This is a genomic window from Microbacterium sp. EYE_78, from assembly GCF_023149035.1.
GTDB lineage: Bacteria > Actinomycetota > Actinomycetes > Actinomycetales > Microbacteriaceae > Microbacterium.
This window is the reverse complement of sequence record NZ_JAHXMY010000001.1, coordinates 855,119-870,373: the sequence shown is the minus strand read 5'-3', so window position 1 is coordinate 870,373 and position 15,255 is coordinate 855,119. Positions and strand designations below refer to the sequence as shown.

At 68.2% G+C, this 15,255-nt stretch carries 15 protein-coding genes; 5 read left to right on the top strand and 10 right to left on the bottom strand.

The annotated features are described in order from the left end of the window. Positions 1-45 precede the first annotated feature (45 nt). From KZX17_RS04165 to trxA, 4 genes are all read left to right on the top strand, one after another. Positions 46-2,172, top strand: coding sequence for a DUF6049 family protein (locus tag KZX17_RS04165; protein WP_248170600.1), 2,127 nt, complete (start codon positions 46-48; stop codon positions 2,170-2,172). Further along, positions 2,172-3,788 (top strand): murein biosynthesis integral membrane protein MurJ, encoded by a 1,617-nt coding sequence (murJ, locus tag KZX17_RS04160; protein ID WP_248170601.1) that lies wholly within the window; start codon positions 2,172-2,174, stop codon positions 3,786-3,788. The genes KZX17_RS04165 and murJ overlap by 1 nt, the downstream gene beginning before the upstream one ends. A gap of 85 nt (positions 3,789-3,873) precedes the next feature. Beyond that, positions 3,874-4,866 carry a thioredoxin-disulfide reductase gene (gene trxB, locus KZX17_RS04155; protein WP_248170602.1) on the top strand — a complete coding sequence of 331 codons (993 nt, stop codon included), beginning with the start codon at positions 3,874-3,876 and terminating at the stop codon, positions 4,864-4,866. Positions 4,867-4,940: 74 nt separating this feature from the next. Continuing rightward, positions 4,941-5,264, top strand: coding sequence for a thioredoxin (trxA, locus tag KZX17_RS04150; RefSeq protein WP_248170603.1), 324 nt, complete (start codon positions 4,941-4,943; stop codon positions 5,262-5,264). A gap of 53 nt (positions 5,265-5,317) precedes the next feature. On the opposite strand, the gene KZX17_RS04145 is transcribed toward trxA, so the two are convergent. From KZX17_RS04145 to rpmH, 10 genes are all read right to left on the bottom strand, one after another. Beyond that, positions 5,318-6,538, bottom strand: a complete 1,221-nt coding sequence (locus tag KZX17_RS04145) for a hypothetical protein (protein WP_248170605.1) — start codon at positions 6,536-6,538, stop codon at positions 5,318-5,320. 55 nt (positions 6,539-6,593) lie between these two features. Further along, positions 6,594-6,929 carry a tryptophan synthase subunit alpha gene (locus tag KZX17_RS04140; protein ID WP_248170607.1) on the bottom strand — a complete coding sequence of 112 codons (336 nt, stop codon included), beginning with the start codon at positions 6,927-6,929 and terminating at the stop codon, positions 6,594-6,596. 51 nt (positions 6,930-6,980) lie between these two features. Next, on the bottom strand, positions 6,981-8,027 hold the full coding sequence (locus KZX17_RS04135) for a ParB/RepB/Spo0J family partition protein (protein WP_248170608.1): 1,047 nt from the start codon (positions 8,025-8,027) through the stop codon (positions 6,981-6,983). Beyond that, positions 8,027-8,950 carry a ParA family protein gene (locus KZX17_RS04130; protein ID WP_248170609.1) on the bottom strand — a complete coding sequence of 308 codons (924 nt, stop codon included), beginning with the start codon at positions 8,948-8,950 and terminating at the stop codon, positions 8,027-8,029. Before KZX17_RS04130 ends, KZX17_RS04135 begins: the two co-directional genes overlap by 1 nt. A 1,367-nt stretch (positions 8,951-10,317) precedes the next feature. Next, entirely contained in the window at positions 10,318-10,968 is a 651-nt protein-coding gene (rsmG, locus tag KZX17_RS04125) for a 16S rRNA (guanine(527)-N(7))-methyltransferase RsmG (protein WP_248170610.1), read from the bottom strand. Continuing rightward, on the bottom strand, positions 10,961-11,464 hold the full coding sequence (locus KZX17_RS04120; protein ID WP_248170611.1) for a R3H domain-containing nucleic acid-binding protein: 504 nt from the start codon (positions 11,462-11,464) through the stop codon (positions 10,961-10,963). The genes rsmG and KZX17_RS04120 overlap by 8 nt, the downstream gene beginning before the upstream one ends. Positions 11,465-11,483: 19 nt before the next feature. After that, positions 11,484-12,575 carry a membrane protein insertase YidC gene (yidC, locus tag KZX17_RS04115; RefSeq protein ID WP_248171658.1) on the bottom strand — a complete coding sequence of 364 codons (1,092 nt, stop codon included), beginning with the start codon at positions 12,573-12,575 and terminating at the stop codon, positions 11,484-11,486. Between the two features lie 7 nt (positions 12,576-12,582). After that, positions 12,583-12,867 (bottom strand): membrane protein insertion efficiency factor YidD, encoded by a 285-nt coding sequence (gene yidD / locus KZX17_RS04110; protein ID WP_248171659.1) that lies wholly within the window; start codon positions 12,865-12,867, stop codon positions 12,583-12,585. Between the two features lie 68 nt (positions 12,868-12,935). Further along, positions 12,936-13,274 carry a ribonuclease P protein component gene (gene rnpA / locus KZX17_RS04105; protein WP_248170612.1) on the bottom strand — a complete coding sequence of 113 codons (339 nt, stop codon included), beginning with the start codon at positions 13,272-13,274 and terminating at the stop codon, positions 12,936-12,938. Between the two features lie 10 nt (positions 13,275-13,284). Continuing rightward, positions 13,285-13,422 carry a 50S ribosomal protein L34 gene (rpmH, locus tag KZX17_RS04100; RefSeq protein WP_064002918.1) on the bottom strand — a complete coding sequence of 46 codons (138 nt, stop codon included), beginning with the start codon at positions 13,420-13,422 and terminating at the stop codon, positions 13,285-13,287. A gap of 305 nt (positions 13,423-13,727) precedes the next feature. Here rpmH and dnaA point away from each other — a divergent pair, with 305 nt between their 5' ends. Next, a complete protein-coding gene (gene dnaA / locus KZX17_RS04095; RefSeq protein WP_248170613.1) occupies positions 13,728-15,152 on the top strand; it encodes a chromosomal replication initiator protein DnaA in 1,425 nt (474 codons plus the stop codon). Positions 15,153-15,255: the final 103 nt, after the last annotated feature.

Genomic DNA, 15,255 nt, shown 5'->3' with positions numbered 1-15,255 from the left:
CTGTCGAGACGTGCGGTCATGGATCGCACCGGAACAGACCTCACCATGACCTTCACTCCGCCTGCTCCGGGTCGCCCTGCTGCGGGTCACCCCGACACCGCGCCGCCGCGCCCCTCGTCGGCGTCGACGCCGCGTCGTCGTGTGCGTCACATCGCACCGGCGGCTGCGCTGGCCGCGCTCCTCGTGGCCCTGGGCGCGGCACCGGCCGCCGTCGCCGCGACCGACGGCGATGCGCAGACGCAGATCGACCTCGCGCTCGCTCCGACAGCCGACGGCGTCGTCGGTGAGGGGCGGTCCCTCATCCTGTCCGTGGATGCGAGCAACCCGGGCGACGCGCCCCTCGCGCCGGGCGAGGTGATCGTCGAGATCGGCGAACGGCCCCTGACCACGACGACCGCCCTGGATTCCTGGCTGGACGCGGGTGCGGCGAACGGCGGCTTCGACGAGGTGTCGCGCGACGACATCGCCGAGGTCCCCGCGGACGACGCGGTGTCCCAGACCGTCTCGATCACGCCGGCCGACACCGGGTTGGAGGACCGCTCACCCGGTGTGTATCCGATCCGCGGCACCTACACGACCGGCGACGAGTCCGCGCGCGCGCGTTCGGTCGTCGTCATCCCCGGCGTGACGAACCCGCCGGCACCGATCGGCGTCGTCGTCCCCGTCTCGGCGGGACCGCAGTCCACGGGTGTGCTCAGCGCCGACGCCCTCGCCGCGCTCACGGCGGAGGACGGCGACCTCCGCGAGCTCCTCGACGGGGTCACCGCCACGTCGGCGATCCTCGCCGTCGACCCCGCCCTGCCCGCCTCGATCCGCGCGCTCGGGTCCGCCGCCCCGGCCGACGCCGTCGAATGGCTCGAGGATCTGATGGCCCTTCCGAACGACCGCTTCGCGCTGCAGTACGGCGACGCCGATCTCGCCTCGCAGGTCGCAGCAGACGGGGCATCCCTGCTCGAAGTCCCGTCGTTCTCGGCGTACCTCGACCCGGCGAATTTCACCGCACCCGCACCCGACGACGACGCGACGCCCGCCCCCACGCCGACGCCCGCCGTGCCGACGTTGCCGACCCTCGACGAACTGACCGACATTGGCGCAGGGCGCGACAGCGTGTTCTGGCCCGCGACCGGCACAGCGGGGGCAGCGACGGTCGCGGCGCTCGGCGCGCTGACGGGAGCGGAGGACGCACCCGTCACGCTGGTGCCGAGCTCCGTCGTCCGCTCGGAAGCGGCCGTCCACGCCCGCGCAAGCGGCGCCGACCTCCTCGTGTACGACGACCGGTTGTCCGGCCTGCTCGAAGAGGCGTCGACGACGGACGCCCGAACGAACCGCGCGGCGCTCCTGGCCCAGGTCACAGCTCGCGCGACGCTCGGGTCACCGCGCGAGCCGCTCCTCGTCACGGTCGATCGAGCGACCGGCCGCTCGTCCGCGGCGCTCAGCGAGACGATCCGTGCCGCAACCGACCTGCCCGGTCGGGATGCCACGGGTCTCAGCGATCTGCTGGCGACGCCCGCCGACGTCGTGGAGCTCGACGACGTGGCGCCCGACGCCGACCGCGTCGCGGCCCTCGAGGCCTTCCGCGACGCGCAGCCGGGCCTCATCCGCGTCTCGTCGGTGCTCGACGACCCGTCCGTCGTCCTGTCGTCGGAGCGGGCGACCGAGATGCAGCTGATGGGCAACGCGTGGCTCGACGACCCCGAGGGATGGGCCGAAGCCCTCGCTGCGCAGCGCGAGCGCATCGCCACCTGGACGGACGGCGTCGCGCTCGTCCTCGCCGGCGACATCACCCTGGCAGGCTCCAGCGCGGCGCTCGTCTTCACGGTCCGCAACGACCTGCCGTGGCCTGCCCGCGTCGACCTGCGCGCCGAACCGAACGATGCCCGCCTCGTCATCACCGGCCAGACGCCGGTCGAGGTCGGCGCACAGCAGACCACCCGCGTCGAAGTGCCCGTGACCGCCCTCGTCGGCAGCGGGGAGTCCTCCGTCGACCTCGAACTGCGAAGCCCCACCGGCGTGATCCTCGGCGACACCGAGCGGGTCGCGGTCTCGGTGCGGGCCGAATGGGAATCGGTGGCCATCGTCATCCTCTCCGTCCTCGTCTCGGGCCTCCTGGTCTTCGGCGTCGTCCGCACCGTGCGTCGCCGCCGTCGCCGCCTCCTCGAGATGGTCTCCTGATGGCCGGTCTCGGGCGCGCGAGCGCGACCGTCGCGGCCGGGACGATGGCGTCGCGGATCACGGGGCTCATCCGCAACATCGTGCTGACCATCGCGGTGGGCACCGTCGGCGCGAAAGCCGCCGACTCGTTCGCCGTGGCGAACCAGCTGCCCAACTCGGTCTTCGCCCTCATCTCGTCCGGCCTCCTCGCGGGCGTGATCGTGCCGCAGATCGTGAAGGCCGTGAAGACCCATGACGACCGCGGCAGCGCGTTCGTCTCGAAGCTCCTGACCCTCGGCGTGCTCGCCCTCGCCGTCGTCACGGCGGCGGCTGTCGTCGCCGCGCCTCTGCTCGTCGAGATCTACGCCGGCAAGTTCACCGCAGAGGCGAAGTCGCTGACCCTCGCCCTGGCCTACTGGTGCCTCCCGCAGCTGCTGTTCTACGGCCTGTACGCCCTGGTGGGCGAGGTGTTGAACGCGCGCCGCATCTTCGGACCGTTCGCCTGGTCGCCCATCGTGAACAACCTCGTGTCCATCGCCGGCTTCGGCGTCTTCATCGCCCTGTTCGGGACGTATGAGACGGCGAGCGGGTGGACCGCGGGCATGATCGCGCTGATGGGCGGCACGGCGACCCTCGGCATCGTCATCCAGGCCGGCATCCTGTTCCTGTTCTGGCGTCGCGCCGGTCTCCACGTGCGGCCGGACTTCCGCTGGCGGGGTATCGGTCTGCGTCAGATCGGGCGGCTCGCCGGCTGGACGTTCCTCATGGTCGTCGTCGGCCAGATCGCCGGCGCGTTCCAGGTCAACATCGTCGGATCAGCCTCGGGCGAGGGTGCCGCCGGGGCGACCCTGCAGAACGCCTGGCTGCTGTTCATGCTGCCGTTCTCGGTCATCGTGCTCTCACTCGGCACCCCGTATTACACGAAGCTGAGTGAGCACGTCGCCGAGGGACGGACGGATGCCGTGACCGCCGACCTGTCGTCCCTCACCCGTACCGTCGGCATCTTCATGGTGGGCGTCCTCGCCGCCATGACGGTGGCCGCCGTCCCCCTGGCGCGGCTGTTCACCACGACCCCCGACAACGCCGTGGCCTTCGCGTGGGTGCTCTGCGCCTACCTCGTCGCACTGCTGCCGCTGTCGTTCCAGTTCGGCCTGCAGCGCACGTTCTACGCGCTGAAGGACACGCGCACACCGTTCCTGTACACGCTCGTCCAGGCCGTCATCGTCATCGCCACGGCGTTGGCCGCCTCCGCCCTCCTCACCGCGGGCATCCTCCCGCTCGAATGGTTGGCCGTCACGATCGCCCTCGGGCAGTCCGTCGCCAACATCGTGCAGTTCGCGCTCGCGATCACCCTCCTGCGGCGCAGGATCGGCCCCCTCGGCCTGGGCGCGGCATTCCGCGGCATCCTGCGGTTCGGCATGGCGGCGATCCCCGCCGCCGCCGCCGGCTGGGGCGTATTCCTCCTCCTCGGCGGCGTCGAGGGCTGGACGGTGTCAGAGCGCCTTCTCGGCTTCCTCGGCGCGGCCCTCATCGGCGGGGTGACGCTCTTCGTCTACGCCGCCATCCTCGCCCTCTTCCGCACCCCCGAGCTGGCCCCGGCGGGGCGTGCGCTCCGGAGGTTCCTGCCCGGGCGGTGAGCCCCGCCGGCGTGGAATGCCACGCGGCTACCATTGGTTGGACTGTCTGGGCGCGAACATCGCCCTGACGAAGAGAGGATTCAACGTGCGCAAGGTCATCATCATCGGATCGGGTCCGGCGGGCTACACCGCGGCGATCTACGCGGCGCGCGCCAACCTCTCCCCCCTCGTGATCGCGAGCTCGGTCGAAGCCGGCGGTGAGCTGATGAACACGACCGAGGTCGAGAACTTCCCCGGCTTCCCCGAGGGCATCATGGGCCCCGACCTCATGACGAAGATGCAGGAGCAGGCCGAGAAGTTCGGCGCAGAGGTCGTCTACGACGACGTCACGGCGCTCGACGTCAGCGGCGACACCAAGCGCGTCACGCTGGGTCGCGGCGACACCCACGAGGCCGAGGCCGTCGTGTTCGCAACCGGGTCCGCCCCGCGCAAGATCGGTATCGAGGGCGAGGCCCGCCTGTCGGGCCGCGGCGTCTCGTACTGCGCCACGTGCGACGGGTTCTTCTTCCGCGAGAAGGTCATCGCCGTCGTCGGTGGCGGCGACTCCGCGATGGAGGAGGCGACGTTCCTGACGAAGTTCGCCTCGAAGGTCTACGTCATCCACCGCCGCGGTGAGCTGCGCGCATCGAAGATCATGCAGGACCGTGCGCGGGCGAACGAGAAGATCGAGTTCGTCTGGAACAGCGAGGTCGTCGACATCCTCGGTGACGACGCCGTCTCCGGCGTCCGCCTGCGCGACACGGTCGACGGCGCCGAGCGCGACCTCGCCCTCGACGGCGTGTTCGTCGCGATCGGATACGACCCCCGCACGCACCTGGTGCACAACGTGCTCGACATCACCGAGCACGGCACGATCTGGGTCGACGGGCGCACCTCCAAGACCTCGGTCCCGGGTGTGTTCGCGGCCGGCGACGTCATCGACCCGACCTACCGCCAGGCGGTCACCGCAGCCGGCAGCGGCACGGTCGCGGCGCTCGACCTCGAGCACTACCTCGCCGCCCGCGGCGACGCGGGGGCGCCGGCCGCGACCGAAGCGCTCATCGAGGACCGCGCGGACGCCGAGGTCGGCGTCGCCTGAGCGGGAACACCCGCGGCATCCACCGCGTTATCTTCCACTGACACGATCGTGTCGACCCCGAAGGAGACTGACATATGACCGCCAAGGCCACGAGTGAGAGCACCTGGCAGCAGGACGTCATCAACGCCGAAGGCCCCGTCCTGGTGGACTTCTGGGCGGCGTGGTGCGGCCCCTGTCGCATGGTGAGCCCGATCCTCGACGAGATCCAGGCTGAGAACCCCGAGAAGATCACGGTCCTCAAGCTCAACGTCGACGAGAACCCGCAGCTCGCGATGGAGTACCAGATCACGTCGATCCCGGCGATGAAGGTGTTCAACAAGGGCGAGGTCGAGAAGACCATCATCGGCGCGAAGCCGAAGCACGCGCTCCAGCAGGACCTCGCCGACTACATCGGCTGAGCACTTCGCTCCGAAGGGCCCGCGCGACCACGGTCGCCGGGCCCTTCGGCGTGTCAGTCGCGACGTCGTCGGATCGCGAGGAGCACGATGACGTCGGTCGCGACGTCGACCACGAGCACGGATGCCGCAATCCACAGCACCACGTTCCACGGCGCGGCGGGCGAGGCCCACAGCAGGTACGCGATCAGTGCCGCCGTGAGACCCGCCTCGATGACCGTCAGCGTCGCGGCCAGACGAGGCCTCGTGAACGCCAGACGCCGCCAGCGACGCCAGAGCGATGCCCCGGCGGGCGGGGACATGACCTGCTCCCACACGATCCGCGCCGCCCCCGTGCGCTCGATGTGCTGCGCTCCGGGCAGATCGTCGACGCGCATCCGACGGAGCAGCAGGTCCGCGGCCTCCGCTGGCAGGCCGAGCACGTCTCCGATCGCGTTCACCAGCAGTTCTTCACCGCCGTGTCGCGCGAGTCGTGCCAGGTCGGCGGCTGTCGCACCGACCTCGGCCAGCGCAGCGGCGGGGTCGGGGTGATCGCCCGTCACGGTCCCGATGCGCACCCGGCCGCCGCGCAGCATCCGCTGCACGTCCCGGACGTCGCGCCGGTCTGCGCCGGAGTCTTCGAGGACCGGGGTCACGGCAGCCGGCCACGTCGCCTCGATGTCGGGGATCCCGCGCATCGCCAGGCGATCCCGCACCCCGCCGACGGTGAGCGCCGTGCGACTGTAGACCTCCAGCCGGAGGCCCTCCCCTCCTCGCTCGAGGACGATGACCGGTCGCTGGGCTGGTGGCCAGTAGTCCCGGACCGGCGAGTGACCAACCACGAGGTGCACGCCGTCGACGGTGACGATGCTGACGGATGCCTCCAGTTGCGCTACCAGCTCGAGGCGCCGCGCGGGATCGGCGGGGAGCTCGCCGCGGACGATGTAGACGCGGTCGGCGCCGTCCTGGCTGCGCATCTCGACGCCGTCCTGGCTGCGCGTCTCAGCGTCGGTTCTCGCGCCGCCCGACGCCGCTGCGAAGATCGTCTCCCCGTCGAGGATGACGTCGGCGCCCCAGCGAGCCGCAAGGGCAGCGACCACCGGGTCAGCATCTGTCGCCGCGAGGTGACCGTCGGCATCCATCACGACCAGTCGTCCGTCCAGGGTGACCGCGACGGTCGCGGACGACGCCCCGACGACACCGGGGATGCGGCGATCGCGCAGCGCGTCCGCGATCGCTGCCGGCCGCGGCGCGGGCGTGATGGTGAGATCGGCCGCGAGGAGGTCAGCAGGGTCCACGTGTCGAGCCTACGGAGACGAGACGACGTGTTTCACGTGGAACATCCCACGGGGGTCAGGACGCGCGGACCGAGACGTTCCAGGTGCGGTGCGGCTCGCTGCCCAGAAGCCGCCACACGGCCGTGCTGAGCGCCGGGTAGTCGAGCGCGATCTGCCGCAGGACGCGGTAGTTCCGGGACTGCGTCGGACGCTGGCCGCCGTCGGCGGCGATGTTCTCGGCACGGAGCGTCAGGACGACGAGTTCATCGACGCTGGGGAGGTCCTCCATGAAGTCCCAGGGATCCTCGCCGTCACGCAATCGCTCCTCCACCAGGACCGAGAGCTCATCCGACGCCTCCGCGCGCAACACTTCGAGACTGGCGCGTCTCGGCAGGTTCGGAGTGTCGGTCACCCTCCCAGCCTACGCGCCGACGCGGTCGTCGAGGCGGTGCCGACGAGGACGTCAGACTGCGCCGTACTCCGTCTCGCCGAGCTCGCCAAGGATCCGGTTGAGATCCTGGATCGTCGCAAAATCGATGCTGATCTGGCCTTTCCGAGCGCTGAGGGCGATGCGGACCTTCGTGTTCAGACGGTCACCAAGACGATCGGCCACGTCATCCAGGTGCGCGCGACGCGTGCCCGCCTTCGGGAGCGGGCGCACGCGGTTGCCGATGGTCTTCGCCGCGGCCTCGGCCGCTCGGACCGACAGATCCTCGTTGACGATCTTGTCCGCCAGCCGCTGCATGCCATCAGGGTCGTCGACCGACAGGATTGCGCGAGCGTGGCCGGCGCTCAGGACGCCGGCGGCGACCCGCTGCTGCACCGGCACGGGGAGCTTCAGCAGACGGATGGTGTTGCTGATCTGCGGGCGGGACCGCCCGATGCGGGTCGCGAGCTCCTCCTGCGTGATCCCGAAGTCCTCGAGCAGCTGCGCATAGGCGGAGGCTTCCTCGAGGGGGTTCAACTGCGAACGGTGCAGGTTCTCGAGCAGCGCGTCGCGCAGGAGGTTCTCATCCTCGGTCTCGCGAAGGACAGCCGGGATGCTGGCGAGACCCGCCTCGCGCGCTGCTCGGGTGCGACGCTCACCCATGATGAGCTCGTAGTCCCCGTCGTCGTTGCGCCGGACGACGACCGGCTGCAGCACGCCGAACTCGCGGACGCTGTGCACGAGCTCAGCAAGATCATCGGGATCGAAGTTCGACCGCGGCTGGCGCGGGTTCGGGACGATCGACTGAGGATCGACCTCGATGAGGCGCATCCCCGGGATGACGACGAGGTCCGGGGTCGCCTCCTCCCGTTCCGGGGCTTCGTCCGGCGCAGCCGGCGGCGCATCGACGGCGACCGTGACCTCCGAGGCATCCCCCGCCCCGTTCGACTCGGCCTTCGCCTTGTTCTTCTCGGTCAGCGAGGCGCCCGGGAAGAAGACGTCGACGGGCCGAGCCTCTGCAGATTCGGAGGAGGTGGGGATCAGGGCGCCGATACCTCGGCCCAGTCCGGTTCGCTTGGCCATCAGTGTGCCCCTTCATTGTGCTGTTGTCCCCGACGAACGAGCTCCACAGCTGCTTCGCGGTACGCGACCGCTCCGGCGGACTGCCCGTCGTACGCGATGACCGTCTGTCCGAAGCTCGGCGCCTCGGACACCCGGACCGAACGCGGGATGACGGTGCTGAGGACGCGTTCCGGGAAGTGCGTCCGCACCTCGTCCGCGACCTGCTGTGCCAGTCTCGTGCGGCCGTCGTACATCGTGAGGAGGATCGAGGAGAGGTGGAGGTCTCGGTTCAGGTGCTTCTGGATCATCGACACGCTGCCCAGCAGTTGGCTGAGCCCTTCCAGCGCGTAGTACTCGCACTGGATCGGGATCAGGAGCTCGGAGGCAGCCGTGAAGGCGTTGATCGTGAGCAGGCCGAGCGACGGCGGGCAGTCGATGAACACGAAATCGACGTGATGGTCGCTCAGGTAGGCATCCAGTGCCGTCCGAAGCCTGTGCTCACGGGCGACCTGCGAGACCAACTCGATCTCCGCTCCTGCGAGATGGATCGTCGACGGCGCGCACAGCAGATTGTCCGACTCAGGACTGGTCTGGATGATGGATGCCAGTGGCTCCTCGTCGATGAGGACGTCGTACACACTCGGGACATCGGCACTGTGGGGTACTCCGAGCGCGGTGGAGGCGTTCCCCTGCGGGTCCAGGTCGATTACGAGGACTTTCGCTCCCACCGACGCGAGACCGGCGGCGAGATTGACGGTGGTCGTCGTCTTACCGACCCCGCCCTTTTGGTTGGACACCGTGAGGACGCGCGTCGTGCCGTCGAACTCCACACGGGTGTCCTCCAGCACCTTGCGCCGGGAGGTCAGATCAGCGAGCTGTCGGGCGATGGGACTGTCGTCGAGAGAGAAGGGTGCGGGAGAGGTCGCGTTCTCCGATTCCTGCACCTGAAACTCCTGTCGCGTCGAGGACTCTCCCACTGTAGTCGAGGGCCCCCACATCCGCGGGACCCGGCAGTTCGTGGCGGGGTTTCACGTGAAACATCGGCGGCTGCTGCCATCTCAACGCCGATCATGGGCGCTCCGGCGTTTCTGTTTCACGTGAAACATTTGTGAGCCGGGGTTGCACGAGCACTAGTGGAGAGTGACGAGCCGCTATTGTTTCACGTGAAACATCGATAGGGCGCCCGGTAGGCGGCCGGTGGTCACGCGTCGCCGAGGGCCGGGGCCCACCCCGTCGGCGTCCGCGGGACAGTGCTTCATCGTCGCAGCAGTGGGCGACGCGTTCAGCGGAGCGGTCCAAGTCGACGCGAGCCATTCCGCGGAAGCGGATGTGGACTTGGGGTGAACGCCGGACCGACTCACCGCGCTGTTTCTTCGAATCCAGCGTTTCACGTGAAACGGTCGTCTCGAGCGTGTCATCCGACGTCGGCTCAGTGCATGGTCACCCGCTGCCGCGCGAGTCACGACCCTCTGACCACCTCGGTCCTGTCTGAGGCTCGACCCGGTCAACAGCGCGCGCGCAAGCAGCCAAGACTTACGTTTCACGTGGATCGTCGTCGTGACCGTTACATCAAACGTCGACCCGGTCTGAACCCACCGCACTGCGGTGCAACCCACGACCCCTCGATCCATCGGTCCCGTACGACGCCCAACCCAGTAGATCGGCACGAACACAGGAAACGGCTCGCGTTTCACGTGAGACGTTCGTCCGCGTCGCAATCTCGCACCCGCGCTGCGTCGACAACCGAGTCGTCGATGTCGCGCAATGCAGCTGAGGTGTCCCATTGGCGGCGCAGCTTCGGTGTTTCACGTGAAACACGCCGTCCGCCGCCTGCACCAACCTCCAGCACCATGACGAGATCGCAGGTCGGTCGCACCTCCACGATCTCACTCCCGAGGTCGTGCAGTCTCAGTTGCTCACGCCGCCGGTCACTCCCGTGACCATGCGTGAGGTGCTCGTGCAACACACCCACCACCAGTGTGCGCCGTCAGGTGGATGCCGCCGCCGCTGTGTAACGGTCCAGCGCGACATCGGAGGGCCCTCAACGTGGTACTCGCACGGATCGGTGCCGCGGAACGCCGGTGTCATGGGGGAGAACAGCGCGCGAGTCGGGCGAGGTCGAATCGATTTCACGACGGAACACATCGTGTGTGTCACGGCACCCCGTGAGCTCGAATCAGCCCGAATGCATCGAATTCCGACACGGCAGAATAGACAGCTGATCTGCTGTTTCGCCGAAAACGAGACACTGAGCGCGATCCTCAGCGCGGATCGGTCAGCGGGGGCGGGGCCGAGAACGCCCCGTTGCGCGTCAGCGGACCGTTGCGCGGATGACCCGAGTGGGTTCGTCGATGACGCCTTCACCGACCGGCTCGACACGCACATCGGAGAGACGGAAACGGCGGATGGCCTTCTCCGCTGCGGCGATCTCGTTCGCCGCGTTCGCTCCCTTCAGGAGCACGAGTTCACCGCCGTCCCGCACCAGCGGCGCGGTGATCGGGATGAGTGTGCGCAGGGCGCTGACAGCTCGTGCGGTGACGGCGTCCAGCACCGCACCCTCGGTCCAGTCCTCACCGCGCCCGCGCACGACCTCGACGTTGTCGAGCTCGAGCGCTTCGGTCTGCTCGGTGAGCCAGGCGATGCGGCGCTCCATCGGTTCGATGAGCACGAACCGAACATCCGGTCGTGCGATCGCGAGCACGATACCCGGCAGACCGGCACCGGAGCCGATGTCGCCGACCCGGGATCCCGCGGAGAACAGCGGAGCCGCGACAGCGCTGTTCAGGATGTGGCGACTCCAAAGCCGGGGCAGCTCGAGCGGGCCGATGAGTCCGCGTTCTTCACCCTGTTCCGCCAACGCGGCAGTGAACCGGCGGGCGAGTTCCACGCGCTGACCGAAGAGGACGGACGCCGACGCCGGCTCCGCTTCTACGCCGGTGGTTTCACGTGAAACGTCAGGCACGGCGGAGGACCGTGTGGCGGTCTGCACCCTCGCCGTACGACTCGGAGACGAGCCCGTGCTCAGCAGCGATGTCGTGGATGAGCTTCCGTTCGTAGCTCGACATGGCCGGAAGCGACGCCTGGGACGCACCGTCCTCGAGGCGCTCGATCGCGCGCTCGACGAGCTTCTGTAGCTGCCCGCGACGAGCATCACGAGATCCACCGACGTCGAGGATCAACCGCGAGAAGCGGCCGGTCTTGGTCTGGACTGCGATCCGGGTCAATTCCTGCAATGCCTGGACCGTGTCCGGATCCGACAGCAGTGAGAGCGCCTGAGGCTGTTCGTTCTCGACGGAGACGTACGCCCGCCCCGCCCGCACGTCCAGCGTGAGGTCACCGTCGATATCGGCGATGTCCAGGATGCCTTCGACGAAATCGGCCGCGACATCGCCTTCCTGCTCGAGCTGCTCGACGGTCGGGGTCGAGCGGGAGTCGAGGGTGTTGTCGGTCTGCGTCATGGGATTCCTTCGATCCGAGTCAGGACGCGGGGTCCTGCTTGCCTTTCTGGGCCTGCTTCTTCGCGCGCTGCTTGCTCACCGGCTGCTGTCGCTTCGGTGCCTCCGCCTTCACCCGCTCCGCCTCTTCGAACAGACGGCGCTGCTCAGCCTCGTACTTCTCGAGCGGGATCACCTTGCCGTTCGCGTCGAGCGCCTTGCCCTTGCGTGCGAGACGCTCGTCGCGGGCCTTCGCGGCTTCCGAGCCGGGGGTCGGCAGGTTGCGAATCACGATGAACTGCTGCGCCATGGTCCAGAGATTCGACACGAACCAGTACATGACCACACCCAGCGGGAAGAAGACACCCGAGAAGATGAACGCCAGGGGGAGGACGTACAGCATGATCTTCTGCATCTGGTACGCCTGGCCCGTCTTGGCCTCGGGCGACAGGTTCTTCGAGATGATCTGCAACTGCGTGAAGAACTGCGAGACGATCATCAGGACGACGAGGATCACGAGGATGACGACCGTCGCCGTCTGATTCGTGTTGATCGCATCGATCATGTTGACGTGGAGCGGCGCCACACCGAAGAGTTCGGCGTTGTAGAACTCGCGCGTCAAGGTCGCGTTCAGCAGCCCGGTGCCACCCACGCCCCACTCCGCGTGACGCTTCACCTCGCTGAGCGTGTAAAACATGCCGAGCAGGATCGGCATCTGCACCAGCAGCGGCATGCAGCTCGACAGCGGTGTCGTGCCGTGCTTCTTGTACATCGCCATGGTCTCCCGACTCATGGCTTCTCGTGACAGCTGGTCGCGCTTGCCCTTGTAGCGCTCCTGAATCTTCCGCATCTCGGGGGCGAGTTCGAGCATCTTGCGCTGGCTCTTGATCTGCCGGACGAAGAGCGGGATGAGGGCGGCCCGGACGACGACAACGAGCCCGACAATGGACAAAACCCAGGTCAGACCGGCATCCGGAGCAAGACCGATCGACGTGAAGATCCAGTGCCAGAAGACGAGGATCGCCTCGACGACGAACTTGAACGGCCACAGGATGATGCTGAAGAAGTCGAGATCACCGGGACGGGGCGTCGTGGGATTCGGGAGCGGCTCGAGCGTCGCCGCGAAGAGATCCAACAAGGGATCAGTCCTTTCTCAGGGGCACGACGAAGCCGTGCGGAGTCAAGTCGTGTCGGAAATGCGAGTGCGGGGGGACGTCGTCGATCCCGCCTGCCGCCCAGGGGTGGCACCGTGCGAGCCGCGCCGCGGTGAGCGCCGCCCCCTTGACCGCGCCGTGCTGCTGCACGGCACCCAGGGCATAGGCCGAACACGACGGATAGTACTTGCAGACATCGCCGTACAGCTGGGAGACCGTTGCCCGATAGCCATGGAGCACGCCGATGAGGGCGTTCCGCGGGACCAGCGCCATCAGACCGATGACGGATGCGCCGTCGAGCCCCGCGTGGCCTCGCGTGTACGACGGAAGGGGAGCACTGCTCACGCTGCCGCCTTGCGCTCGAGACACCGGACGACCTCGGACCGCAGCGTCGCGAAGTCCGCCGATGCCGACGCCGGCAGTGCTCGGATCACGACGTCGGCACCGACCCGAACCTCGGGCAGCACCTCGGCGCAGATGGCCTTCAGCCGGCGGCGCACCGTGTTGCGCACGACAGCGCCCCCCACCTGCTTGCTCACGATGAAGCCGAAGCGTGGGGGGCGCTGTTCTGACGTGGCGACCACGTGGGTCACGGTGTGCGCTGCGGCGCACCGGGCACCGCCGCGGACGACGGCTCGGTAGTCCGTCCCGCGGGTGATGCGGTTCCCGCGCGCCAGCACCGTCTGCGGGTCAGGCCGAGAGCTCGGTGCGCCCCTTGGAGCGGCGAGCCGAAAGGATGGCGCGGCCGGCGCGCGTGCGCATGCGGGCGCGGAAGCCGTGCTTCTTGGCGCGGCGGCGGTTGTTGGGCTGGAACGTGCGCTTGCTCATGAAGATCACTCCGGATGGGCGGGGTCACCCGAACGCTCTAAGACCGGGGACACAGGTACATGGGGGACTCACGCCGGACGGGCATAAGTCAACCGACCTAGGATACGTCGACTTCCCCGAGATCCCAAACCCGCCCGGCCGACCCGCCAGTATGCACTGGTTGTACACAGGCGCTGGCGACGACACGCGGGCCGGTTCTACAGTTGATTTTGCCTTGCGCGTCGCCGGTGACTAGCGTGATGCGGATACTTATCCACAGGTTGTGCACAGACCCCTGCACATCTTTCTCCACACCCGGGAGGGCCATGTCCGAGCGCGATCTTCCAGATGTCCCCGTCTGGACCGCCGTGCTCGACGTCCTGGCACACGATGACAGGGTCACCCCGCAGCTGCACGGCTTCGTGAACCTCGCCGTCGCGCAGGGGGTCATGAGCGGGACGCTGTATCTCGACGTCCCCAACGATCTCACCGCCGGCCAGTTCAACAAGCGCCTCCGCGGTCCGATCATGGAAGCGCTCGCGCAGGTCCACGCCGAGCCTGCCGCCAGCACCTTCCGCGTCGTGGTCAACCCGGAGCTCGGTGACGCGCACCTCACCGCGCCGGTCCCCGTGCAGTCCGCCTTGGCACCGACCTCATCCACCCCGACGCGTCCCAGCGCCGAGGACTACGCCGAACCCGCGGCCCCGGCATCCCGCAACGACACCCGACTGAACCCGAAGTACACCTTCGACAACTTCGTCATCGGCCAGTCCAACCGCTTCGCCCACGCGGCCGCCGTCGCCGTCGCCGAGGCGCCCGCGAAGGCCTACAACCCGCTCTTCATCTACGGCGACTCCGGCCTCGGCAAGACCCACCTCCTGCACGCCATCGGCGACTACGCGATCAACCTCTACGCGGGGATCAAGGTCCGGTACGTCTCGAGCGAGGAGTTCACGAACGACTTCATCAACTCGATCGTGAACAACCGCGCCTCCGCTTTCCAGGCCCGCTACCGCGACGTCGACATCCTCCTGATCGACGACATCCAGTTCCTGCAGGGTCGCGCCGAGACGCAGGAGGCCTTCTTCCACACGTTCAACCAGCTGCACGATCACGACAAGCAGGTCGTGATCACCAGCGACGTCCCGCCCCGTCACCTCACCGGCTTCGAGGATCGGATGCGGAGCCGCTTCGAATGGGGCCTCATCACCGACGTGCAGGCGCCCGACCTCGAGACCCGCATCGCGATCCTCCGCAAGAAGGCGCAGTCCGAGCGTCTGCAGGTCCCGGACGAGGTGCTCGAATACATCGCGACCAAGGTGTCGAGCAACATCCGCGAACTCGAGGGCGCCCTCATCCGGGTCTCGGCCTTCGCCAGCCTCAACCGGTCGAACCTCGACATCTCCCTTGCGCAGACGGTGCTCCGCGACATCGTCGACCAGGACGACGCGAACATCATCTCGCCGACCGACATCATCTCCGCGACCGCGCAGTACTTCCGTCTCACGGTCGACGACCTCTACGGCTCCAGCCGGTCGCAGTCGGTCGCCACGGCTCGTCAGATCGCCATGTACCTGTGCCGCGAGCGGACGAGTCTGTCGCTCCCGAAGATCGGGCAGCTCTTCGGCAACCGCGACCACACGACGGTCATGTACGCGTACAAGAAGATCAGCGAGCTCATGAAGGAGCGGCGCTCGATCTACAACCAGGTCTCCGAGATCACCTCGCAGCTCGGCCGCTCCGCCCGCTGAGCCGATGCCGGGCGCGGCACGCCCGTGCGCGTCCGCGCATTTGACAGGGGGACTCCCGCACCCCCACAATGCCCGTTTCCCACAGTGTGGAAAGCCTGTGGAT